This window comes from Streptomyces sp. NPDC050504 (assembly GCF_044458065.1).
In the GTDB taxonomy this organism is placed as follows: Bacteria; Actinomycetota; Actinomycetes; order Streptomycetales; family Streptomycetaceae; genus Streptomyces.
This window is the reverse complement of sequence record NZ_JBITHO010000003.1, coordinates 973,759-996,230: the sequence shown is the minus strand read 5'-3', so window position 1 is coordinate 996,230 and position 22,472 is coordinate 973,759. Positions and strand designations below refer to the sequence as shown.

The following is a 22,472-nucleotide window of genomic DNA, read 5'->3' as shown; positions in this document are numbered from 1 at the left end:
TGCGGCTGAGGAGCGGACCGCCCACTGCCGAGGAGCGGAACGCCTACGGCTGGGGAGCCGAAGGCCTACGGCTGGGGAGCCGAACGGTCACTCGTCGTCCAGGCCGAGTACGGCGCTGAGGAGCGAGTCCACTTCCTGGACCGTCAACCGGGCCCCCTTCGCGCGCTCCTCCTCGTACTCCTCCGTCGACAGCCGTTCCCTGAGGCCCGCCTCCGTCGCGCGCACCCGGTTCTCCTCCATGGCGAAGCGCGGACAGTCGCCCGTCACGCGCCAGGAGTCGGCGGCCGCCAGCAGGCGCACCGCCACGCGGTGCTCGCCGAGCACGGTGAGCACGGCCGCGGCGTTCTCCGCGAGATGGGCGGTGAAGATCTCGGCGCAGTTGTGGACGTGCGCGTCGCGCAGGGCTCGCGTGATCCGCCGCGCCCCTTCCTTCGGCTCCCCCGTGGCCGCGACGACCGCGCCTTCGAGACCGTCCAGCATGACGACGAAGTGGGCGGGCGGGGTGCCCAACGCCAGGTCGCGGCGGGCCTCCTGGACCAGTTGCCTGGCCTTCGCGCTGTCGCCGCGCTCGTGGGCGATGGCCGCGCGCAGGAACCGCGTGAAGGAGTGCATGTCCTGTACGCCGTACTGTTCGGCGTCCACGGCCGTCTCTTCCAGCAGCCGTTCGGCGCTCTCCAGATCGCCCGCGCGGAAGTCGACCTCGGCGAGGCGCGCCTTCAGGGACGTGCGCTCGCCGTGCGCGCCGATCTCCAGTGCGAGGCGCAGCCCTTCCTCGTAGGCGGCGCGCGCCTCCTGGCTGTGGCCGCGCGTCATCGCCGCCTCCGCGATCGCGGAGGCCACCTGGGCGCGCATCCAGCGGTCGCCCACGCGGCCGGAGAGTTCGGCGAGCTCGGCGAGGTCCCGGTCGACCTGGAAGAGGCCGCCGGGGGTGTCCACGCCGACGTGGGCGCGGAGCATCAGGGAGGTGCAGAGCTCCCAGTCCCCGCCGTACTCGCGGCAGTTGTCGACGCTGGCGTCGAGGTAGGCCTTGACGACGCCCGGCACGCCCGAGACGAAGGCCGCGAACGGCCAGAGCAGGCCGGGGAAGGTCGCGGAGTGCCGGCCGGGGCGGGCGAAGACGGTGAAGACCCTGGCGATGAGCGCCTGGCTCTCGGGGTTCTTCATGTCGTGGTTCGGGGCGGTCTCCATCATCAGGTGGAACTGCACCATGCGCAGCCGCATGCGGGGCCAGAAGCGGGGGTCGGTCTCCCCCGGGTCCGGCACCCCGCCCCCTGGCCCCCGCGGCTCCCCGGGGGCCCGTGCGGTGGAGCCCGCGCCGAAGCGCGTGGTGTCGTCGAAGCCGGGGGGCAGCTCGGGGTCGGGGCCGAGCGCGACGACCCGGGCGAGCCAGGCGTCGCCCTCCAACCGGTAGTTGCGCAGCCACCAGAACCAGCCCATGGCGAGGGCGATCCTGGTGGCGAGCGGCTCGTCGCGGCCCTCCACGGCACGGTGGAGCGCCGCCCTGATGTTGTCCAGGTCGGTTTCGAGCCGCTGTATCCAAGGGAGTTGGCGCTCGCTGCGCAGGAGCGGATCGGCCGTCTCGGCGAGGGCGGTGAAGTGCTCGGCGTGCGCGCGTTCCGCGGCGGCGCGGGCGGCCGGGTCCTCGGCGGCGCGCTCGGCCGCGTACTCGTGGATGGTCTCCAGCATCCGGTAGCGCATCCCGGTGCCGTCCGGCGCGGGCGCGGCGACCAGGAGGGACTTGTCGACGAGCGAGGAGAGGTGGTCCAGCGCGAAGGACCCGGTCACCGCCTCCGCCGCCGCCAGGTCACAGCCGCCCGCGAAGACCGACAGCGCGGCGAGCGCACGGCGCTCGTCCGCGTCCAGCAGCTCCCACGACCAGTCCACCACCGCCCGCAGCGTCTGCTGCCGGGGCAGCACCGTACGGCTCCCCGACGTCAACAACCGGAAACGGTCGTCCAGACGGTCCGCGATCTGCCGCAGCGTCAAGTGCCGCAACCGGGCCGCCGCCAACTCGATCGCCAGCGGCAGACCGTCCAGACGACGACAGATCTCGGCGATCGCCTCGCGGGCCGGGGCGGTGCCGGAGTCCAGGCCGGGCAGCACGGCGCGGGCGCGCTCGACGAAGAGGCGGTGCGCGGGGTCCGGCGGCAGCGGCTCGATGGGGCGCACCGACTCCCCCGGTACGCCGAGGGGTTCGCGGCTCGTGGCGAGGACGCGGAGTCCGGGGCAGCGCGTGAGCAGGGTCTGCGCGAGGTCGGCGGCCGCGCCGATCACGTGCTCGCAGTTGTCCAGGACCAGGAGGGCGGGGCGGCGTTTGAAGTGTTCGACGAGCTGGAGGACGGGGTCGTCCTGGACCGGGGCCTCCTCCCGGGCCGTCAGCACGGTTTCGCGCAGTCCTATCGCGGAGAGCACGGCGGCGGGCACGGCGGACGGGTCGTCGAGCGGGGCGAGTTCGGCGAGCCAGGCGACCGGGTGGTCGGGGGCGGCGGCGGACTCCTCGGCCAGCCGCGTCTTCCCCGATCCGCCGGGCCCGGTGAGGGTGACGAGGCGGGCGGCGGTGAGGGCGGCGCGGATGGCGGCGATCTCGGGCTCGCGGCCGACGAAGCTCGTGAGACGGGGGCGGAGGTTGCCCTGGAGGGGGGCGGGCGCATGGGGGTCGGTCCTTCGGCTCGCGGTCGCCCGGGGGCGTGGCCTGCGGGCCGGGGGCCGGGCTCGGGCTCGGGGGCGAGCAGTTGGCGGTGGAGTTCCTTGAGTTCCGGGCCCGGGTCGGTGCCCAGCGCGTCCGCGAGGGTGCGGCGCGCGTGCTCGTACGCGGCGAGGGCGTCGGCCGTGCGGTGCTCCGCGCGCAGGGCGCGGATCCGTTGGGCGTGGAAGGGCTCGTCGTACGGGTGGGCCGCGACCAGTTCGTGCAGTTCGGGTACGAGGCCGTGTACGGCGCCGCGCGCGAGGTCCGCCTCGATGCGGTGCCGTACGGCAGCCGTGCGTCGCGCCTCGGGGCGCACGGCCTGGTCCCTGGCCTCGGGAAGGTCGGCGAGCGCGGGGCCGCGCCAGAGCGCGAGGGCGGTGCGCAGGGTTCGGGCGGCGGAATCGGGGCGCCCCGCGGTGAGTTCGTCGGCGCCCTCTCGGGCGAGGCGTTCGAACTCGTACAGGTCGACGTCGGCCGGGGCGGCGGTGAGGCGGTAGCCGCCCGGCGTCATCGTGACGCGGTCCTTGCCGATGGCGCGGCGCAGGCGGCCCACGAGGGCCTGGAGCGCGGCGGGGGCGTCGGCCGGGGGGTCGGCGGGGTCCGTGCCCCAGATGTCGTCCACGAGCTCGTGGACCGCCACCGGGCGGCCGGGACGGAGGGCCAGGGCGGTGAGCAGAGCGCGGAGACGGGGGCCGCCGAGGGGGATGGCGGTGCCGTGGGCGTCGTGCGCTTCTGTGGTGCCGAGGATGAGGTACTGCACGGGGCCATTGTGGGGCCCGTGCCCCGCGGGCGGTTCGCCTGGCGGCGGGCCGGGCGGGGGCTGGGTGGCGGGCCCGCCCGGGGTGCGTGGGTACGTTGCGCGTGTGCCCCACCCTCGCGCAGTTCCCCGCGCCCCTGACGGGGCCCGTTCGCACCGGGATCGTATGGGTACCCCGGGGTGGGGGTCGGAAGGGTGCTCCCCGCAGGAGCACGAGCCAAGACCCGGGTTATCCAGGACTAGAAACGGCCACGGCTCGTGATCCGAGGAGTGCACCCTGGAGCGCCCCCGACCCCCCGGGCAACCAACCCATGACCGGATCACCCCATCCCCCTAGGGGCGCGGGGAACTGCGCAAAAAACGGCACCCCCGGGCAACGGGACCCCAACAAGGACCCCGCACCCCATGCCGCGCAAAAGACGGCACCCCGAGGCAACGGGACCCCAAAAGGACCCCGCACCCCTCCCCCCACCTACCGCTGAAGCGTCGGCCTCGGCGGCACGCCTGCCGCCACCGCCCTCTGCCGCGGCGCCGCCGTCCCCGTCCAGCACGTCCCCCTGCGGGCCAGCAGCCTGTTGAGCCACAGCTCCGTCGCGACCAGGTCCGCCAGACCCTCCAGCGCCTCGCCCTCCGTCGCGGCGCGCAGTGCCCTGCGTACCGTACGGGCGTCGATGAGGCCCGCGTCCGCGAGCAGCGGTGCCGCGAAGAGGTCCATCAGGGGCTGGAGGGAGGCGCGCAGGCCGAGGCGGGCGGGAACCGAGGAGGAGACCGGTGACGCCGCGCCCCAGCCGGACGGCAGGTCGTGGATGCCCGCGCCCGCCAGCACGGTGCGCAGGATCGCGGGCCGGGCGCCGGGCTGGACGCGCAGGGACTCGGGCAGGTCGCGCGCGGCCCGCACCACCTGGTTGTCCAGGAAGGGCGCGTGGACGCGCTGGCTGCGGACCTCGGCGGCCTGTTCGAGGATCCGGTGGTCCGCGGCGAGCCGCGCGAGGGCCGAGCGGGCGCGTGCCTCTCCGGGCCGCTGCACGGAGGTGGGGCGGGTCGCCGCGACGGTGAGACGTATCGATACTTCCGCGAGCGCCTCACTGGTGAGGAACCGCGCCGCGGGGCCGGGCCTGGACCACGTGAGCGCCGCGAGGGACGAGGCGAGCGGCCCCGAAGGAGGGTCGGTCTCGCCGTACGCCGCGAGGTGCGCCGCCGCCTCCTCCAGGCCGCTGCGGTACGACGTACGGGCCAGGCGGCGCGCCGCGCGGTAGAGCGTGAAGGGCACCAGGAGCGCGTGCGGGGAGGGCGGTTCGGCCTTGGCGAGTGCCGTCGCGGGGCGCAGCAGGTGGCGTCGGCGGCGGTCCATGAGGAGGTCGGCGAGGCGCGCCGGGTGCGCGTCCAGGACTTCGCGGGCGCCGTGGCCGGTGAAGTGGTCGGCGCTGCCCGCGGACAGGCGCCTGCGGTGGCGCTCGGTGGTGACCAGGGACGGCGAGGGCTCGTCGGTGAGCGGGCCGCTCTCCAGCGCGGCGTACGGCAGGGCCTCTTCGCCCGCCGCGACGACGACGTGGTGCAGGCGCGGGTTGGCTGCGATGGCGCCCGCCCGTTCCAGTTCTGGTTCGTGGCCGCGGCTGGTGAGGTCGTTGAAGGTGACGGCGACGAGGCGTTCGCCCGCGCCCGTGCCGTGGCCGAGCGGGGTGCCGGGCAGCCCGGGGAGTCCGGCGGCCAGGAGCGCGAGGGTGCCGGACGCACTGCCGCCCGACAGGTCGGCGCCGATCCCGGGGACGGGTCCGCCCCCTCGGGCGGCGCGGCGCTCCGCGGGGCCCCAGCCGGGGATGGGGCCCGTTTCGGGGGCGGGGGCCGCCTCGGGGGCGTGGCGGGGCGCGGTGAGGCGGGCGCGTACGGAGTCCAGGAGGGCGTCGCGGAAGCCGTCCACGGCCCGCTCGGGGTCGAGTTGGGGCGCGGCGACGGCGAGGGAGGCGACCGGTTCGTAGCCGGTGACCTCGCGGGAGCCCTCGCGGAGGATGAGGGCGTGGCCCGGCGGGATGCGCTTGACGCCTTCGTACGGGGTGGAGTCGCCGGCCGCCTCCGGGGTGTCGGGGCAGGCGAGCAGGGCGGCCAGATGGCCGATGTCGAGCTGCGCCTCGATGAGGTCGGCGAGCGGCAGGGCCGCGGTGGCGTAGGCGGTGCCGCCCGCCCAAGGGGTGTAGAAGACGGGGCGGGCGCCCGCCAGGTCTCCTACGACGGTGACCCTGCGGCCCACCTGGACCACCGCCGTATAGCTGCCGGACCAGGCGGTGAGGTGGCGCAGGGCGCCGCCGCGCGCGGCGAACAGGCCCAGGCGCAGCTGTTCGTCGCTGGCGCCGCAGCAGCCGAGTACGGCGAGGCGCGCGTCGGGCGCGCCCTCGATGGAGGTGACGCGGACCTCGTCGGCCCGCCAGTCGCCGACGGCCCAGAGGGGATCGGGGTCGCCCCACAGGAGTTGGGCGCCCACGGGGTGGACGGTGCGGCCCTCGTCGTCGCCGCCGACCGCGCCCGCGCTGCCCGGCGCTCCGAATCTCGCGGCGACGCTGCTCCACCCCACCAGCCACCGCATCGCCGCCTCCACAGCCTGTGGACAGAACTTCGGGCGGACGGCCTCGTCGTCCGGGCGGCCGTCACGCACCGTTGGGGAACATGCTGCCACGACTACGGCGCGCAGGGAGGGCCCGGGTAGCGTGCACGCCTTGTGAACGCGCCCCCGGGCGTGGCCATTTGGCGACGGTGCACACCTCCCCCTCGGTGGCCGAAGACCATCTCCGAGGGGCGATATCAAGCCATTCTTCGCGGGCTGCGGCACGCGTCTGCACACAGTCCGGGAGGCGCTGTTCGCCCCCCGGACCGGTCCGCCGCCCGCGGGGATTGAGGCGGCGGCGTCCCCCAGCCCACTGGGTCCAGTGCAGTGGGCCGACCCACGCGCTACTCATCGAAGCGCTCTCCCCTCCGCCGGACGAGAGCGCACGGCCGGGCGCACGGCCACACAGCCGGAGCACGCCGCCTCCGCTTCGCACGTCCGTACGGCCTCGTCTCCGGACCACAATCCCGCCATACGACAGTCGGGCACTTAACGGTAGGGATCCGGCGAACTACGCTGGGTTTACGAATGCCGCGCGCCTATGCCGGGCCGCGGCGGCCGTCTGTGTGTCGAGGGGTGGGGCGCATGTCCAGAGAACTACGCGGGCCGAATGAGAAGCTCGGCACCGTTCTCGCCCTCGCGGGAATCAGCAACGCCGGGCTCGCCAGGCGGGTCAACGACCTCGGGGCGCAGCGCGGACTGACCCTTCGTTACGACAAGACCTCCGTCGCCAGATGGGTCTCCAAGGGCATGGTGCCGCAGGGCGCCGCGCCCCATCTCATCGCCGCCGCCATAGGGGCCAAGCTCGGCCGCCCCGTGCCGCTGCACGAGATCGGGCTGGCGGACGCGGACCCGGCGCCCGAGGTGGGTCTGGCGTTCCCGCGCGACGTGGGCGAGGCGGTGAAGTCGGCCACCGAGCTGTACCGGCTCGATCTGGCGGGGCGGCGCGCGGGCAGTGGCGGGATCTGGCAGTCGCTGGCGGGCTCGTTCTCGGTCAGTGCCTACGCGACTCCCGCGTCGCGCTGGCTGATTACCCCCGCCGACTCGTCGGTGGCCAGGGGAATGAACCCGGACGGCACGGAAGGCACCGACGGTTCGGACGAGTCGGGCGGGGCGGGCGGCGGCCCCCTGAAGGTCGGTCACAGCGACGTCGGCAAGCTCCGGGAGGCGGCGGAGGACGCGCGCCGCTGGGACTCCAAGTACGGCGGCGGGGACTGGCGTTCCTCGATGGTGCCGGAGTGCCTGCGGGTCGACGCGGCGCCGCTGCTGCTCGGCACGTACAGCGACGAGGTGGGCAGGGCGCTGTTCGGCGCGACCGCCGAACTGACCAGGCTCGCCGGGTGGATGGCGTTCGACACGGGCCAGCAGGAGGCCGCCCAGCGGTACTACATCCAGGCGCTGCGCCTGGCGCGGGCCGCCGCCGACGTGCCGCTCGGCGGGTACGTACTGGCCTCGATGTCGCTCCAGGCGACCTACCGCGGCTTCGCCGACGAGGGCGTGGACCTCGCGCAGGCGGCGGTCGAGCGCAACCGCGGCCTCGCCACGGCCAGGACCATGTCCTTCTTCCGGCTGGTGGAGGCGCGGGCGCACGCCAAGGCGAACGACGCGCCCGCGGCCGGCGCGGCGCTGAAGGCCGCGGAGGGCTGGCTGGAGCGGTCCAGGGAGGGCGACGCCGACCCGAAGTGGCTGGGTTTCTACGGGTACGACCGCTTCGCCGCGGACGCCGCGGAGTGCTACCGCGACCTGAAGGCGCCCAAGCAGGTGCAGCGCTTCACCGAGAAGGCGCTGTCGCGGCCCACCGAGGAGTTCGTCCGCTCGCACGGGCTGCGGCTCGTGGTGTCGGCGGTGGCCGAGCTGGAGTCCGGGAACCTCGACGCGGCCTGTGAGGCCGGGGTGCGGGCCGTGGAGGTGGCGGGGCGCATCTCGTCGGCGCGGACCACGGAGTACGTGCGCGACCTGCTGCACCGCCTGGAGCCGTACGGCGACGAGCCCCGGGTCGCCGAGCTCCGGGAGCGGGCCAGGCCCCTGCTGGTCGCGCCCGCCTGAGGGGCCGGGTGCGGACCGCGATCCGACGCCGGGTGCGCCGCACTGCGGCCACATAGCGCCCGAACTGGTGTTTCAAGGGTGTTGTCAGTGGGGCAGTGCAGTATCAGGGGTGGGGAGGTGATGCGGCGATGTCCGTCGCGTACGACTGCGACGTGCTGGTGGTCGGGGGAGGAATCGTCGGCCTTTCGACGGCGTACGCGATCTCGCGGGCGGCGCCGGGGGCCGATGTGATCGTCCTGGAGAAGGAGGACGGTCCCGCCAGGCACCAGACGGGGCGCAACAGCGGAGTGATCCACAGCGGGATCTACTACCGCCCGGGATCGCTCAAGGCGCGCTTCGCCGTGGAGGGCGCCGCCGAAATGGTGCGCTTCTGCGCGGAGCACGGCATCACGCACGAGGTGACCGGCAAGCTGATCGTCGCGACGGACCGCGACGAGCTGCCCAGGCTCCACGAGCTGGTCCAGCGCGGCAGGGAGAACGGCATCCCCGTGCGGGAGCTGGGCCCGGCGCAGATCACGGAGTGGGAGCCCGAGGTGCGCGGCCTCGCGGCGATCCGGGTCGGGACGACCGGCGTGTGCGACTTCAAGGCGGTGGCGGCGCGGCTCGCGGAGCTGTCCGGCGCGGACGTGCGGTACGGCGCCGAGGTGGCCGCCGTCGACCGGCGGCCGTGGGGCGTGGCGGTGCGGACCTCGTCGGGCACCGTGCTGCGGGCGCGGGCGCTGGTGAACTGCGCGGGGCTGCACTGCGACCGGGTGGCGCGGCTCGCCGGGGACGACCCGAAGATGCGGATCGTGCCGTTCCGGGGCGAGTACTACGACCTGGCGCGGCCCGAGCTGGTGCGCGGCCTGGTCTATCCGGTGCCCGATCCGGCGTTCCCCTTCCTCGGCGTCCACCTGACCAGGGGCTTCGAAGGATCGGTGCACGTCGGGCCGAACGCGGTCCCGGCGACGGCCCGCGAGGGGTACGACTGGACGACCGTACGGCCCGGCGAGCTGGCGGACACGCTGGCGTGGCCCGGCTCCTGGCAGATCGCCCGGCGGCACTGGCGGTACGGGGCGGGAGAGGTGCGCCGCTCCCTGTCCAAGCGCGCCTTCACCGACGCGGTGCGGCGGCTGCTGCCCGCGGTGACCGAGGCGGACCTCACGCCGGCGCCCGCCGGAGTGCGGGCCCAGGCGGTGCTGCGGGACGGGACGCTCGTCGACGACTTCCTGATCCGCCGCGCGCCGCGCACCGTCCACGTGCTCAACGCCCCCTCGCCCGCCGCGACCGCCTCCCTGCCCATCGGGCGCGAGGTGGCCCGGCAGGTGCTGGAGGAGCTGGACGCGGACGCGGTCGGGGGGCGCCGGAGCGGCGCCCCGTCGAACCGCACTCCGGCGGGCTGAGGGGCCGCGGGGACGCGGCACTGTCGGGCAGGGGCGGGACGGGCTGTGCCCGTCCCGCCCCTGCCCGTCCCGCCGACGGGCAGGGCGGGCCGTGCCCGACCTAGAATTGGCGCACTGTGTCTGAGTCCCGTAACCCCGCGCCCGTGTCCGTGCCCGCTGCCGCGGACGCTCCCGCCGAGCTCCGGCGCCCCAAGGGCGAGCCGCGTTTCCCCGGCGGCCCCGCCGCCGATCCCGCCGGTTCGCACCACGAGCGCCGCATCCGCAGCTTCCAGCCGCGCCGCAGCCGGGTGACGCCCGGCCAGGCCGACGCGCTCCAGCGGCTCTGGCCGAAGTGGGGCCTGGACATCGACGGGCACAGCGTCCTCGACCTGGCCGCCCTCTTCGACGGCGGCGTCGAGCGCACCGTCCTGGAGATCGGCTTCGGCATGGGAGAGGCGACCGCGCAGATGGCCGCCGACGACCCCGCGACCGGCATCCTCGCGGTCGACGTGCACACCCCGGGCCAGGGCAACCTCCTCGGCCTCGCGGACCGCGCGGGCCTGGACAACGTCCGGGTGGCCAACGGCGACGCGATCATCCTGCTGCGCGAGATGCTGACGCCCGACGCGCTCGACGGCGTACGCGTCTACTTCCCCGACCCGTGGCCCAAGAGCCGCCACCACAAGCGCCGCCTGATCCAGCCGGACTTCCTGACGCTGGTCGCGACGCGGATGCGGCCCGGGGCCGTACTGCACTGCGCGACGGACTGGGAGCCGTACGCAGAGCAGATGCTCGACGTGCTCACCGCGCACCCCGACTTCGAGAACACCCAGCAGGACGGCGGCTACGCGCCCCGGCCCGCGTTCCGGCCGCTGACCCGCTTCGAGGGGCAGGGGCTCGACAAGGGACACGCGGTGCACGACCTGCTCTTCGCGCGGCGCTGAGCGCGGCACTGGGCGCGGCGCTGAGCAGGGGGCCGAGCAGGGGGGCCGAGCGGGAGGCCGAACCGGGAGGCGGCGCGGCCCGGGACCGTACGGCGTTCCGACGCACCGCTGACAGTTGTCGGTGTCCCTCGTTAGGGTCGTTGGGTGTCCGACAGGTCCCCGCAGCAACTGCAGCCGCACCCGGCGGTACCGGAGCGCGGCTTCGCCGGTGAGAGCCGGCCGCGCTGCGAAGCTGTGCCCGAGCGCGCCGGGTGGCGCTACCACCCGCGCCGTATGGCGGGCCTGTGGCGCAGCAAGGCGCTGCGCGCGGGCGCGGTCGTCACGGTGCTCGCGCTCTCGGGCCTGGTGATCCTCGCGCTCGTCCGGGAGCAGACCGGCACCGAGGGGTTCCTGGTCGGCCTCGGCCTCGCCGTGCTGCCCGTGCCGCTGCTGGCCGCGGCCTTCCGCTGGCTGGACCGGGTGGAGCCGGGCCCCTGGAAGAACCTGGTCTTCGCGTTCTCCTGGGGCGCCTTCGCCGCGGCCCTCGTGGCGATCATCGCGAACACCTTCGCGACCCGCTGGATAGCCACCGCGACCGCCGATCCGACGAGCGCGGACACCCTCGGCGCGACGGTGATAGCGCCGGTCGTGGAGGAGAGCGCGAAGGCCGCGGCGGTGCTGCTGATCTTCCTGTTCCGAAGACGGGACTTCACCGGGATCGTGGACGGCGTGGTCGTCGCGGGCTTCACCGCGACGGGCTTCGCCTTCACCGAGAACATCCTCTACCTCGGCAACGCGTTCGGCGAGGACCAGGAATTCGGGACGAGCGGCTTCGAGTCGGTGACCGCGGCGACGTTCTTCGTGCGGATCGTCATGTCGCCGTTCGCGCATCCGCTGTTCACGGTCCTGACCGGCATCGGCTTCGGCATCGCGGCGGGGGCCGCGGCAACCGGGGCGGCCGGGCGCGGCCGCCGAATACGCCGCTGGGGGCTGCCGTCGCTCGGTCTGGTGCTGGCGATGGGCGTGCACGCGCTGTGGAACGGCTCGGCCGCCGCGTTCGGCCCGTACGGCTTCTACATCGTCTACGCCGGTTTCATGGTGCCCGCCTTCGCGCTGCTGACCTGGCTCGCGGTCTGGACCCGGCAGCGGGAGCTGCGCACGGTCGGTGCGCGGCTGCCCGAGTACGCGGCGGCGGGGTGGCTGCAGCCGCTGGAGCCGATGGCCCTGTCGTCGATGAGGGCGCGGCGCGTGGCGCGGGAGTACGCGCGGCGGGCGTACGGCCCCGCGGGCACGGGGTCCGCGGCGGCGCGGACGGTCGCGGAGTACGAGGGGTACGCGACGGCCCTGGCGTTCCTGCGGCACCGGGCGCACCAGGGGGCGGCGGGGGCGGAGTTCGTCGCGCGCGAGCAGGAGCTGCTGCGGTGCTTGTGGGAGCGGCGGGGGGTGGCGGGGCCCGCACTGGTCCATGCGGCGCGGGTCACCGGGCGGGTGGTGTGGGTACCGGCGCAGGGGTACGGGATGGGGGCGCCCGTGCCTCATCAGAGGGCGCCGCATCCGGGGGCGGCGTACCCCGGGGCGGCGTACCCGGGGGCGCCTTACCCGTACGCCGGGTACAACCCGTACCGCGCGTAGCCCGGGAGCGTCAAAGGAGCGCGCGGTTCCCCGCGCCCCTGCACGGGTCGCGGGTAACTGCGCGGGAGCGGGGCACCCGCCCCCTTACGCGGACGCCCTGTTCAGCGCCCCGACCTCCGCCTCCGTCAGTTCCAGCTCCGCGACGGCGAGCAGCGCCGGCAGCTGCTCCGGCGTCCTCGCCGAGGCGATCGGCGCGACCACCGTCGGCCGCGCCGCCAGCCACGCGAGCGCGACGCTCGCCACCGCGGCCCCCCGCTCCCGCGCGATCCCGTCCAGCGCCGCGAGCACCCGCCGCCCCCGCTCGGTCTCCAGGTGCTTGCCGGCCCCCGCGGCCCGCGCGCTCTCCACCCGCGCGCCCTCCCGGTACTTGCCCGTCAGGAAGCCCGCGGCGAGCGCGTAGTAGGGCACCGCCGCGAGGCCCGCGCGGGACGCGGTCTCCTGGAGCCGCCCCTCGTAGGTGTCGCGCGACACGAGGTTGTAGTGCGGCTGGAGGGCCACGTACTTGGCGAGGCCCTCGCGGTCCGCGAAGTCCAGCGAGTCACGGAGCCGTTCCGGCGAGATGTTCGACGCGGCGACCTCCCGCACCTTGCCCTCGCGCACCAGCTGGTCGAGCGCCGTCACGATCTCCTCCACCGGCACGGCGGGGTCGTCGAAGTGCGTGTAGTAGAGGTCGATGCGGTCGGTGCGCAGCCGCCGCAGCGACTCCTCGACCGCCCCCTTGACCGTCGCGGGCGCGAGCCCCTTGTACTCGGGGTGCGCCCCGACCTTCGTGGCGATGACGACGTCGTCGCGGTTGCCGCGCGAGGCCAGCCAGTTGCCGATGACGGTCTCGGACTCGCCGCCCTCGTTGCCGTCGACCCAGGCGGAGTAGGAGTCGGCGGTGTCGATGAAGTTGCCGCCCGCGGCGGCGTACGCGTCGAGCACCGCGAACGACTGCTCCTCGTCCGCGGTCCAGCCGAAGACGTTGGCGCCGAGGGCAAGCGGGAAGACGGCGAGGTCGGAGGCGCCGAGGCGGCGAAGTGTGGTCATGAGCGGATCAACCTCGCCCGGGAGCCGCGCTATTCCGGCGCGCGCCCGTCCTGAGCGCGATTTCACGACCCGTACACACCGCACGAAAGAACCGGCGGCTCTGGCGTCGGGGGGTGAGCGCCAGAGCCGCCGGTGGCTCGGAAGAGCGGGGGACCTCAGTAGGTGAGGCCCTTGGAGCGCAGCCACGCGCCCGGGTCGATGCCGCCGCCGCCCGGCGTGTGCACCTCCATGTGCAGGTGCTCGCCGGTCACGTTGCCGCTCGCGCCGACGTTGCCGATGACCTGGCCGGTGCTGACCTTCTGGCCGACGCTGACGGAGATCGAGGACTGGTGGGCGTACCAGACCTCGGTGCCGTCCTCCAGCTCCAGGACGGTGAGGTAGCCGTACGAGTTGTGCCAGCCGGCCGACTTGACCGTGGCGCTGTGGACGGCCTTGAGCGGGGTGCCTCTGGGGGCGGCGAAGTCCAGGCCGGTGTGCTGGCCCGAGGACCACATGGAGCCGGACTGGCCGTAGACGGCGGTGATGGAGTACGAGGAGAGGGGCAGCGAGAAGCTCGCGGCGAGCTTCGCCAGGCGCTCCGCCTCGGCCTTGGCCTTGGCGGCCTCCTCGGCCTTGCGCTTCGCCTCGGCGGCCTTCTTCTCGGCCTCGCTCTGCTGCTTGGCGGCCTGCTCGGCGGCCGCCTTCTCCGCGGCCGCCTTCGCGGCGGCCCCGGCCTGCGCGTCGGCGCTCGCCTGCTGCTGCTCGGCCTGCTGGAGGATCCTGGCGCGCAGCGCCTCGCCCGCGTCGGTGCTGCCCTGCTGCGCCTCGGCGGTGGTGACGCCCGCGGTGGAGAGGGGGGCGGCGTCCGCGGCCTGGGCGGCCTCGGTCTTGGCGTCCGGCTCCTCCTCGAAGAGGGCGCCGACGACCGGCAGGTCGGGAAGGGTGATGGAGACCGGGGGCTTGTCCTGCGCGGTGGCGATGCCGCCCGCGCCGACGGCCGCGATGACGCCGACACCGAGGACGGTGGAGCTGCGGGCGAGCCCGCGCTGCTTGGCGACACGGTGCTTGCCGCGGACCGGACGAATCGATTCCGCGGTCGGGTTCCACTCGCCCCAGCTGCGCTCGTCCTCACCCCCGGGAACGTCCGACGGACCGGCGGATCCGGAGAAACCGGTCGCGAAGGGAGCTTCGGGAGCAGGACTGTTGGACGCCACGGAGGCGCACTCCTTTCCTTCCTTCACGCCTACCGGGTTAGCTGACGGGTTCGGAGCAGGAAGGTCTCCTACGGGTCACGTTCGACCCGATTCACCCCAAGGATTGGTTCCCCGGTTCCCTTGCGGAATTCGGCGTTCGCGCGCGGCGCCGTCTCTTGCGACGGCTGGGACGACCGCGCTGCGTTATCGAACGTTAATAGACACACGAACGGAATTCCAAGCTGTTCCCACTGATCGTTCATCGGATCGGCCAGAACTTATGGCTACAAAGGACCCCTAAACCCGGCAATTTGAGTGCCCCTCGATCCACACCGGCAACAGGTCGGTTTCTGACGTTGTGTCAAATGTTATGCGCAGCGGTGCCCTTCGACTACGTACCGTTGCTGACGATCTTCACGGTCGTGCGCCGCTCGGGCTGGCCCGCTCCCGGGCGCGCCACCGCGAGCAGCGCCATGTCGTCCGAGCCCCCGCCGCCCGTGTGCAGCCGGACGTCGTCGGTGAGCGCGTCGAGCAGCTCCTCGGGCCCGGGGAAGATCCGCCCGGCGAGGCGGGCGGCAGGCTCGTAGAAGACCCCGGCCGCGTCCCGCGCCTCGGAGAGCCCGTCGGTGTAGAAGAGCAGCGTCGCGCCGGCGGGGAACGGCCGCACGTCGGAGCGGTCCGGCCACGTCCCCAGGTCGCCCATGCCCAGCGGCAGCGCGTGCTCGCCCGGTTCGAGGAGTTCGGCCGCCCCGTCCGCGTACAGCAGCAGCGGCTCGGGGTGGCCGCGGTTGACCAGCCGTACGACCCCCTCGCCGCGCGGGACCTCCGCGAGCACGGCGGTGGTGAACCCCTCGAAGGCGTCGAGGCCGTCCCGCCGCGTGCCCTCGCGGGCGAGCGCCCGCTCCAGCCGTCCGGCGACGGCCTCCAGCGAGCTCTCCTGCTCGGCGGCCTCCCGGAAGGCGCCGATGACGACGGCGACCGCCTCCACCGCGCCGAGCCCCTTGCCGCGCACGTCCCCGACGACGAGCCGCACCCCGTGGGGCGTCTCCTGCACGGCGAACAGGTCGCCCCCGATGAACGCGTCCGCCTGCGCCGCCTCGTACCGCGCCGCGACCTGTAGCCCGCCGATGCGCTCCGCGGGCGTGGGCAGCACGGCGCGCTGCGCGGTCTCGGCGATGACGCGCGCGGAGGCGAGGCGCTCGCCGCTGCGGCGCACGACGCGGTTGATGAGCAGCGCGAGCGCGGCGACGGTGAGGACGGTCAGCAGTTCGGTGATCGCCTGCACCTGGCCGGAGCCGTGGTCGGCGAGGTCGAGCAGGAACACGGCGAGCACGGCGGCGAAGCCGGTGAGCGCGGTGACGCGCAGCGAGAAGAAGGGGGCGGCGACGAGGGGCGCGGCGGCGAAGATCGGGGACGCGGTGTACGCGGGAGGGGTGAGCGAGTCGAAGAGGTACCCGATGACGATCATCAGGGCGGGCAGCACCCGCACGAACCGCCGGAGCCTTCCGGTGCTCTTCTCCTCGCCGCTCCGTTCGCTCTGCCCCACCGGTGATCTCCCGCTCGCTCCGCGCACGGCCGCGGACGGTACCGCGCCCCGTCCAGGCTGTCCGCAGGAGCGCCGTACGGCGAGCCCGCGTCGGCCAACCGGGGGACGGACACGACGAAGGCCCGGATTCCTGGGAATCCGGGCTTTCGTCTTCAGTAGCGGGGACAGGATTTGAACCTGCGACCTCTGGGTTATGAGCCCAGCGAGCTACCGAGCTGCTCCACCCCGCGTCGGTGAACACAACCTTACGCCATCCGGAGCAAGATCAAAACCACGTTTCGGCGGGGTGGCGCGGGACGGGTCCGAAAGGGACCCACCGGGCACCTGCTGGGCGCCCGCTAGGCACCCGCCGGGCACCCGTCAGACGCCCAGCAGGCACCCGTCAGAACTCATGGGCGCGCACCGGGCTCGCGAGCACCCCGCGCCGGGGCAACGCACCGCGGCCCGACCGGGAAGTCCCGGTCGGGCCGCGGTGCGTGCGGTTCGGAGGGTCGGTGACGACCCTCCGGTCGGTAGGCCATGTCGGACTCGAACCGACAACCAACGGATTAAAAGTCGAAAGGAGATCGTCCAGCTCGGAGGATCTTGATCCCGCTCGCGGACTCCTGCGCAGGTCAGAGGCTGTACCTCGTCCAGGTGGGGTGGTCTCGGGGAGTCCGCGAGGGGGTGATCCAAGGGAGTCCGCTCCCGCATCGCTCCCGCACTTTGACGGTGCTGACATGGGCGGATGGGCCGTTACCGTGATCCGCCTCGGCCCTACCCAGTGATCACCGGGACGATGACCGCTGCGACTGCGGAAGCTAACCCACCCACAGCCAGGAACGCAGCGAACTTTTCCTTGGCCGTAGGGAACACGGCCCTGGAGACATCCCCCACCTTGCTGCGCAGCACGATCATCTTCATCTTCTGCCAGCGGTGCTGACGCAGGCTGCACCCCATCAAAATGCCTGACGCGTTCTTCCGGCAGTAGGTGCGACCGTCTCGATTCACAGCTCCGCACCACACGGGAACCTGAAAGAGCGCATAGGCCGTAACGGCGAGCGACAGAGTCGCAATCAGTGGCACCGAGTCGCTGTTGCCCCACGCAACGATCAACGCGGCAAGAGCCACGAATCCCCAATAGGTGCGAATCCCCCTCATGCTCGCGGACCGTACTGCGCGACTACCTGGCGGGGGAGGGCGCAGACAGGCGCGCTGGGGGCGCTGCCAGGTCGGTACATCTCTTGGCTTCACCCGGGCCACAGCTGGCACAGACACTCGCAGCAGGACTCGATACGCACGTTGCCGGACGTCTGTGCCGCGATCGTGTGAAGCACCTGGGAACCCCAACTCCGCTGTGGTCCCTGGCCCTAGTGTGAGCGCCGATTCGACTGGGGTTACTGCTCCCGGTCTGGCACGTCTCGGCCCGGAGGGCTCATGGGTTACCTGCGGCTGCTGCGGCAGCGGCCCGTACTGGTGCTGTGGCTGGCACAGAGCCTGTCCGTCCTGGGTGATCGGCTGTATGCGCTCGCAGTCATGTGGGTCGTATACGCGTCGACCGGATCGGCCTCGCTCATGGGCCTGGTGGCAGTCGCCGAGTCTGTGCCGTACATCGCGCTCGGGACAGTCGGCCGACACGTGGTTGCCCGGTTCTCCTCGTTCGGGTCTCTGGCGTTAGTGGACGGGGCGCGGGGTGCGGTGGCGGTCGCGCTGCCGTTCCTGTGGTCACCGGACGGCCACGGCATCGCTGCGCTGCTTGTCGGCGTGCTGGTGCTCGGCACACTGGGTGCGCTGTTCGATCCGAACCTCGGAGCCCTGGTGCCCGACCTGGTCGAGCCGGAAAAGGTGCAACAGATCACGGGGCTGCTCGACCTCACGGGCCGGATCGCCCGGATCGCGGGCCCGGCGAGTATCGGGCTGCTGCTCCTGGTCGTCTCCGAGGTGCAGCTCTTCGCACTGAACGGGGTGACGTTCGCGGTGTCGGCGGTCGCGCTCGGGTGGCTGGCGCGCTGTATCGCGACCACGGCTGGCGAAGCACCGGTTCGGCCAGGGGAGTCGGTGCCGGCCTGGCCGGTCTTGCGGGCGCATCCCCGTGTCGGACTGGCCATCGGTGTGCATGGCGTCGCGCTGTTCTGCTCGGCGGTAACGGCGGTTGGCATGCCCGCACTGCTGGCGACCCGTTACGGCGCCGGGGCAGGTGTGTACGGGATCGTCACGGCGGCCGTGGGAATCGGAGCCCTGTTGGGTAACCCGCTGGCGAGCAACCGCCGTTCGGAGGGCTGGTTGGCGGTCTACTGCGGTGCATGGGCGGTGCAAGGCGCAGCGACCATGTGCATGGGCCTGGTGCTGCACCTTCCTGCGCTGATCCTGCTCGCGCTGCTCACCGGTCTGGTCACCCCGGCGACGAGTGTCACCCTGCGGACGCACCTCGGCATGTTCCCGCCGACCGAGCGACTGCGCCTAATGGCCGTGGATCAAACCGTGATCCGTACGGGTGGCACGGCCGGGATGCTGCTCCTTCCCTTGCTGGTCAACGCATCGCCTCGCGGTGCATTTGTTACGGGGGGCGTCATGGTGGCGGGCTCGGCGCTTGCCGTGCTGCTCGCTTCCTCGCGGCGGCTGCGCCCGGATGCGGCTCTGCCAGCCCTGGCGACGCGCGGACACGCGATGGCAGCGGAGTAGCGCACCGAAGGCACCCACACCTGACCTCGCGTGGATGGCGAGTTACGCCTACTTGGCAAGAAAAGGGCAAATGTGCTGCCAGTGGGTGACGTCTAGGATCCTCATCCTCATAGGGACCTAGGGGCAGGCCAATGGGTGAGATTCGGAAGTACACACCAGGAACTCACGCGGCATTGATGTCTTTATGTCGGGGAACTTGCTACTGGCCAAGTTGCGATGAGCCAGTGACGAAGTTGGTTGACGGCGAACACATCCTTAACCTGGAAATCGCACACATCCGTGCCGTGAGTTCAGGAGGAAAGCGTTTCGACCAGACCCTAACCCTCGAAGAGAAGAACGACTTCAAGAACCTCCTGTTGCTCTGCAAGGCACATCACGTCCGCGTGGACGGCCGAGACAGCGACCAATACACAATCAAGGTGCTTGAAGCCTGGAAGAACGAACGCGAGTCAGCTGGCATAGCCGCACTTCAAGGGCTTCGAGGGCTCACAGAAGAAAGATTCCGGGAGCTTGTCAGCGAATCGTTTGAATCGTTTCTCGATGAGACGAGTGATGCGCTCACGGAGTTGGCCAGGATCGCACCGGAAGCAGCAAACACGCTGCGCGTACTGCTTGACGAGCTCTCCGACCCTCGCGTCCACGGTTTCGGCATTGACCCTGACGCAGTGTGGGCCCTGCAATCTGCGGCACGCGACCTTGGCGGCTTGGAGGATAACGCCAGCATGCTGCGATCTGCCGCAAACGACCTGCGAGGACTCGAAGAGAACGCCGGTAATCTACAGTCTGCCGCGAATCGCCTACAGGGGGTCGAAGAGCACGCCAGTATGTTGCATGAAGCTGTTGAAGAGCTGCGGGGTCTAGAAGACCTCATCTTTCAACTCAAGGACGCAGCACGGCAACTCCGAAATGCTCGGGGCGAATACTAGGTAGGCGGCACTCGACCCCCACCGCGTGGTTCAGACGCGACGGGGGCCGAGGGGCTTACAGGGAGGTGGTCACCGAAACAACGGATGCCGAGCGACTATGCGGGCCGCTCATCCGCCTTCCACTGGGCCGCTTCGAGGGCGAGCCAGTGCTCTACGGTGACGTTCTCGAAGGGGACGCCGATCTCGGTGTAGATCCGGGTGTGCATAGCGCCGAACCAGGCGCCCCGACGGTCGTCGAAGAAGGCGCGGTCGTACCAGGCGACGCCGAGGATCACGGTCCCCCCGCCGTTCTGGTTGTCGGGGTCGGCCTCGAAGTACGTGCACTCCCAGTCCCAGAGCATCTGCTCCTCGGGGCGCGAGCGCAGCCGGTCGTCGCTGGCGCGCAAGTGCTCGACGCACCGCTCGACGGTGGCCGCGTCAGGGCAGTAGTAACGGCAGTCGCTGAACGCGATGACCGTCTTGCTGCCGCGCCGTGCCGGGTCGGCGTCCTCGCCGGTGAGAACCCGGACGCGGGTGATCGGTGGGGCGCTGGTTTCGAGGATGGTCACGGTGGTGCTCCTCTCGATCTCCGATGGTTCCGTGTGGGTCACCAGTCCGACCCGGTGAGCGGGTACAGGCTGGGGCTGTGGCCGTCGCTGGCGCGGATCGCGCCGGGAGCGACGTAGCGGATGTTGAGGCCGATGCGGGTGCCCGCAGTGGTGTTGCTGTCTGAGCGATGGATGAGGCGTACGTCCATGAGGCTGGCCTGCCCGGCGTCGAGCGGCAGCCAGACAGCGCGCTCGTGTGGACCACTGGGCATGCCCTCGACTCCGAGCGCCTTGCCGCGCGGCGCTTCGCTCTCCTCACGGTGGTGGTCGAGGTATCCGGCGGCGTGCGAGCCTGGGATCACCTGCAAGCAGCCATTGCGGGTCGTCGCGTCGGTCACGGCCAGCCAGGCGGCGACGGAGCGTTCGGGGTCGAGCTGCATCCGCGGGTTGATGCCGTCCTGATGCCACGGCACGGGGAAGTCGCGGCCGGGCCACTTGAGCATCAGGTAGGTGTTCTCGACGGCGACCGCCTCACCGATCACCTCCTGTACGGCGGTGAGCAGCTCCGGGGAGCAGACGGCATACGCTGCCCACTCGAAGAGCAGGTGCGCATCGCGTACGACCTCGGTCTGATCGGCCCGGTGGCCGGCGATGATCTCGGCGGCACGGGCGCGGGTACGACTGCTGGTGTTCCACTCCACGCCTGTGCGGTAGCCGCTCTCCCCGAGTGGGCTCGGTCCAACGAAGTGGATCTCTGCGGCGCGGCTCACAGCCCGGTCTCCTCGTCGGTGGCGACGGCGGTAGCCAGGGCTGCGGCGAGGTCGTCGGTTGAGGTGTGAGCGGGGTCGTCCGTCGGCTCGCTCACCCATCGCAACAGCCCCTCCCATCCGGGCGGGGCGAGCACGACCCACGAACCGGTGCCCAGTGCCTGCGTACCGTCCTGCTGCCAGTCCTGAGCCGTTCCGGGCGGAGTGAGAAAGTACGCCTGCCCGCTGCACAGGTCATGCAGTACCGGGCCGACCGGTACGCCGCGTGCCTCCAAGTCACGCACCGCACGTACCCCTACGTCGGCGGCGACGCGAACCGCGTCCCAGTCCTCGCCCGCGGCGAGAAGCTGCGGCTGAGTGAGTCTCTGCATCCAAGTCGATCGGGGCTGCATCGCGGTCGCACTCTCCTCTGAGGAATGAAGCCGGGGAGATGAGGGAACCGCCGGGACCAGGGGGCGAACCAGCGTTGATGCACGCCGCTCATGCGCGTATGCGCCGGGCGCATATCACCGCTCGCAAACCAGGAGCGCCGTACCTACCGTGGGGGAAAGAGGCAGGCACGCATGAGCTGGTCGGACAGCGCCGCGAGAGAGGCGGCGAGAGCTGGCGACTACGGACGGGTGATCGAACTCGCCCGCAAGGCAGGCCGGTTAACCCAGCGACAGCTCGGCGACGCCTGCGGCTTGTCCCAGTCCGCGATATCCCGCATGGAGAAGCGGGGCGCGGCCGACTACAACATGACCACCCTCGCGAGGGCCGCTCATCACCTCGGCATTGCGCCCGGACTGGTCGGCCTCGCCGACAGCGGTACGGCTTCGGTCGTGCCAGCGGAAGGGCACGACTCAGTGGAACGGCGTCAATTCCTCGCTGGGGTCGCGGCGACAGCGGCGACCCCGATGCTGAGCGCGGCAGCACCACAACTCCCTCATTGGGGAGTCGAGCAGGCCGACGTGCTGCGGGTGGCCACGACCGCGTTCCGACGCATGGACGCGAGCGTTCCCGCGCGACAGCTCGCGGACACCGTGCAGGGGCACATGCGGCTCGTGCAGTCGGTCGCAGCGCAGGCGCCGGACCAAGCCACCCGAGCGCGTCTCGCGGCTGCAGGGAGCGAAGTCGCCAGCCTTGCCGGTTGGTTGGCCTGGGACATGGCCGACGCCGGCTCGGCGCGAACCTGGTACGGCGCGGCGATCAAGGCAGCACGTCGCTCCGGGAACCCGCTGCTGACCGCGTACCAGCAGGGCAGCCTCGCGCAGTTCGAGGTCGAGGCGGGCAACGTCGCGCAGGGGCTGAGCCTGATTCGCGCGGCGCGGCGACAGCTCGGAAGCGATCGACCAGCCATCGCGGCGGCGTGGCTGTCCTCCCTCGAAGCGGTCGCACACGCCGCCGCAGGAGATGAGCGGGCATCCGACCGGGCGCTGCTCGCCAGTGCTGCCGAGGTCGAGCGGGTGCCAAGCGAGGAACCACCGCCGTGGCCGTGGGTATTCGCCTTCGACCTGCGCAAGGTCGCCGCAGCGCGGGTGACCAGCGGGGCGCGCCTCGCACGGCCCCGATGGGTGCTCACCTCACTCGACGACGCCACCGCCGCGCTCTCCTCGAACCACGAGAAACAACGCGCCTTGCTGGGCCTCGACGTGGCAAGCGGGCACATGGCATCCGGACACCTCGACACCGCGTTCGCGCTCGCCGGCCGTTCGCTCGACACGGGGCTGCGACTGCGCTCCGGCCGGGTCGTCGAGCGCGCCCGCGCATTCCGGCGCGGCTACTCCTCGGCTACCCCGCCGACCATCGTCCGCGACTTCGACGCGCGGCTGCACGACGCCTATCTGTAGAAGACGAGAGGAAG

Annotated in this window: 15 protein-coding genes, 1 tRNA gene, 1 pseudogene and 1 riboswitch; of the genes and pseudogenes, 7 read left to right on the top strand and 10 right to left on the bottom strand. The window is 72.3% G+C overall.

Going from position 1 to position 22,472, the window contains the following annotated elements; translation table 11 throughout:
- Positions 1 to 87: 87 nt before the first annotated feature.
- Both ACIBNE_RS15325 and ACIBNE_RS15320 read right to left on the bottom strand, forming a co-directional pair.
- Positions 88 to 3,446 (bottom strand): annotated as a pseudogene (locus ACIBNE_RS15325) (AfsR/SARP family transcriptional regulator).
- Positions 3,447 to 3,915: 469 nt separating this feature from the next.
- Positions 3,916 to 6,021: an asparagine synthase-related protein gene (locus ACIBNE_RS15320; RefSeq protein WP_399271652.1), complete on the bottom strand. Its 2,106-nt coding sequence runs from the start codon at positions 6,019 to 6,021 to the stop codon at positions 3,916 to 3,918.
- A gap of 603 nt (positions 6,022 to 6,624) precedes the next feature.
- Between ACIBNE_RS15320 and ACIBNE_RS15315 the strand changes: the two genes are divergently transcribed.
- From ACIBNE_RS15315 to ACIBNE_RS15300, 4 genes are all read left to right on the top strand, one after another.
- On the top strand, positions 6,625 to 8,085 hold the full coding sequence (locus ACIBNE_RS15315; RefSeq protein WP_399271299.1) for an MFS transporter: 1,461 nt from the start codon (positions 6,625 to 6,627) through the stop codon (positions 8,083 to 8,085).
- A 128-nt stretch (positions 8,086 to 8,213) separates the two neighbouring features.
- Positions 8,214 to 9,467, top strand: coding sequence for an L-2-hydroxyglutarate oxidase (gene lhgO, locus ACIBNE_RS15310; protein WP_399271300.1), 1,254 nt, complete (start codon positions 8,214 to 8,216; stop codon positions 9,465 to 9,467).
- Positions 9,468 to 9,583: 116 nt separating this feature from the next.
- Positions 9,584 to 10,390 carry a tRNA (guanosine(46)-N7)-methyltransferase TrmB gene (gene trmB, locus ACIBNE_RS15305; RefSeq protein ID WP_399271301.1) on the top strand — a complete coding sequence of 269 codons (807 nt, stop codon included), beginning with the start codon at positions 9,584 to 9,586 and terminating at the stop codon, positions 10,388 to 10,390.
- A gap of 144 nt (positions 10,391 to 10,534) precedes the next feature.
- Positions 10,535 to 12,001 (top strand): PrsW family intramembrane metalloprotease, encoded by a 1,467-nt coding sequence (locus tag ACIBNE_RS15300; RefSeq protein ID WP_399271302.1) that lies wholly within the window; start codon positions 10,535 to 10,537, stop codon positions 11,999 to 12,001.
- A gap of 84 nt (positions 12,002 to 12,085) precedes the next feature.
- Here ACIBNE_RS15300 and ACIBNE_RS15295 read toward each other — a convergent pair whose 3' ends face one another.
- From ACIBNE_RS15295 to ACIBNE_RS15275, 5 genes are all read right to left on the bottom strand, one after another.
- Positions 12,086 to 13,030: an aldo/keto reductase gene (locus ACIBNE_RS15295; protein ID WP_399271303.1), complete on the bottom strand. Its 945-nt coding sequence runs from the start codon at positions 13,028 to 13,030 to the stop codon at positions 12,086 to 12,088.
- 155 nt (positions 13,031 to 13,185) lie between these two features.
- Positions 13,186 to 14,223, bottom strand: a complete 1,038-nt coding sequence (locus tag ACIBNE_RS15290) for a M23 family metallopeptidase (RefSeq protein ID WP_399271304.1) — start codon at positions 14,221 to 14,223, stop codon at positions 13,186 to 13,188.
- Between the two features lie 11 nt (positions 14,224 to 14,234).
- Positions 14,235 to 14,368: riboswitch (cyclic di-AMP (ydaO/yuaA leader) on the bottom strand.
- A 225-nt stretch (positions 14,369 to 14,593) separates the two neighbouring features.
- Entirely contained in the window at positions 14,594 to 15,748 is a 1,155-nt protein-coding gene (locus ACIBNE_RS15285; RefSeq protein WP_399271305.1) for a PP2C family protein-serine/threonine phosphatase, read from the bottom strand.
- A 156-nt stretch (positions 15,749 to 15,904) separates the two neighbouring features.
- A tRNA-Met gene (locus ACIBNE_RS15280) sits at positions 15,905 to 15,978 on the bottom strand.
- A gap of 526 nt (positions 15,979 to 16,504) precedes the next feature.
- Complete coding sequence (locus tag ACIBNE_RS15275; RefSeq protein WP_399271306.1) at positions 16,505 to 16,888, bottom strand: hypothetical protein; 384 nt, start codon at positions 16,886 to 16,888, stop codon at positions 16,505 to 16,507.
- A gap of 276 nt (positions 16,889 to 17,164) precedes the next feature.
- On the opposite strand from ACIBNE_RS15275, the gene ACIBNE_RS15270 reads away from it, so the two are divergent.
- Together ACIBNE_RS15270 and ACIBNE_RS15265 are read left to right on the top strand one after the other, a co-directional pair.
- Positions 17,165 to 18,409 carry an MFS transporter gene (locus tag ACIBNE_RS15270; protein WP_399271307.1) on the top strand — a complete coding sequence of 415 codons (1,245 nt, stop codon included), beginning with the start codon at positions 17,165 to 17,167 and terminating at the stop codon, positions 18,407 to 18,409.
- 224 nt (positions 18,410 to 18,633) lie between these two features.
- Complete coding sequence (locus ACIBNE_RS15265; protein WP_399271308.1) at positions 18,634 to 19,335, top strand: hypothetical protein; 702 nt, start codon at positions 18,634 to 18,636, stop codon at positions 19,333 to 19,335.
- Between the two features lie 95 nt (positions 19,336 to 19,430).
- On the opposite strand, the gene ACIBNE_RS15260 is transcribed toward ACIBNE_RS15265, so the two are convergent.
- The 3 genes from ACIBNE_RS15260 to ACIBNE_RS15250 form a co-directional block, all read right to left on the bottom strand.
- Positions 19,431 to 19,883, bottom strand: a complete 453-nt coding sequence (locus ACIBNE_RS15260) for a hypothetical protein (protein ID WP_399271309.1) — start codon at positions 19,881 to 19,883, stop codon at positions 19,431 to 19,433.
- 38 nt (positions 19,884 to 19,921) lie between these two features.
- On the bottom strand, positions 19,922 to 20,563 hold the full coding sequence (locus ACIBNE_RS15255; protein ID WP_399271310.1) for a phytanoyl-CoA dioxygenase family protein: 642 nt from the start codon (positions 20,561 to 20,563) through the stop codon (positions 19,922 to 19,924).
- A 65-nt stretch (positions 20,564 to 20,628) separates the two neighbouring features.
- Positions 20,629 to 21,000, bottom strand: coding sequence for a hypothetical protein (locus tag ACIBNE_RS15250; RefSeq protein ID WP_399271311.1), 372 nt, complete (start codon positions 20,998 to 21,000; stop codon positions 20,629 to 20,631).
- A 192-nt stretch (positions 21,001 to 21,192) separates the two neighbouring features.
- On the opposite strand from ACIBNE_RS15250, the gene ACIBNE_RS15245 reads away from it, so the two are divergent.
- On the top strand, positions 21,193 to 22,458 hold the full coding sequence (locus tag ACIBNE_RS15245; RefSeq protein WP_399271312.1) for a helix-turn-helix domain-containing protein: 1,266 nt from the start codon (positions 21,193 to 21,195) through the stop codon (positions 22,456 to 22,458).
- Positions 22,459 to 22,472 lie beyond the last annotated feature (14 nt).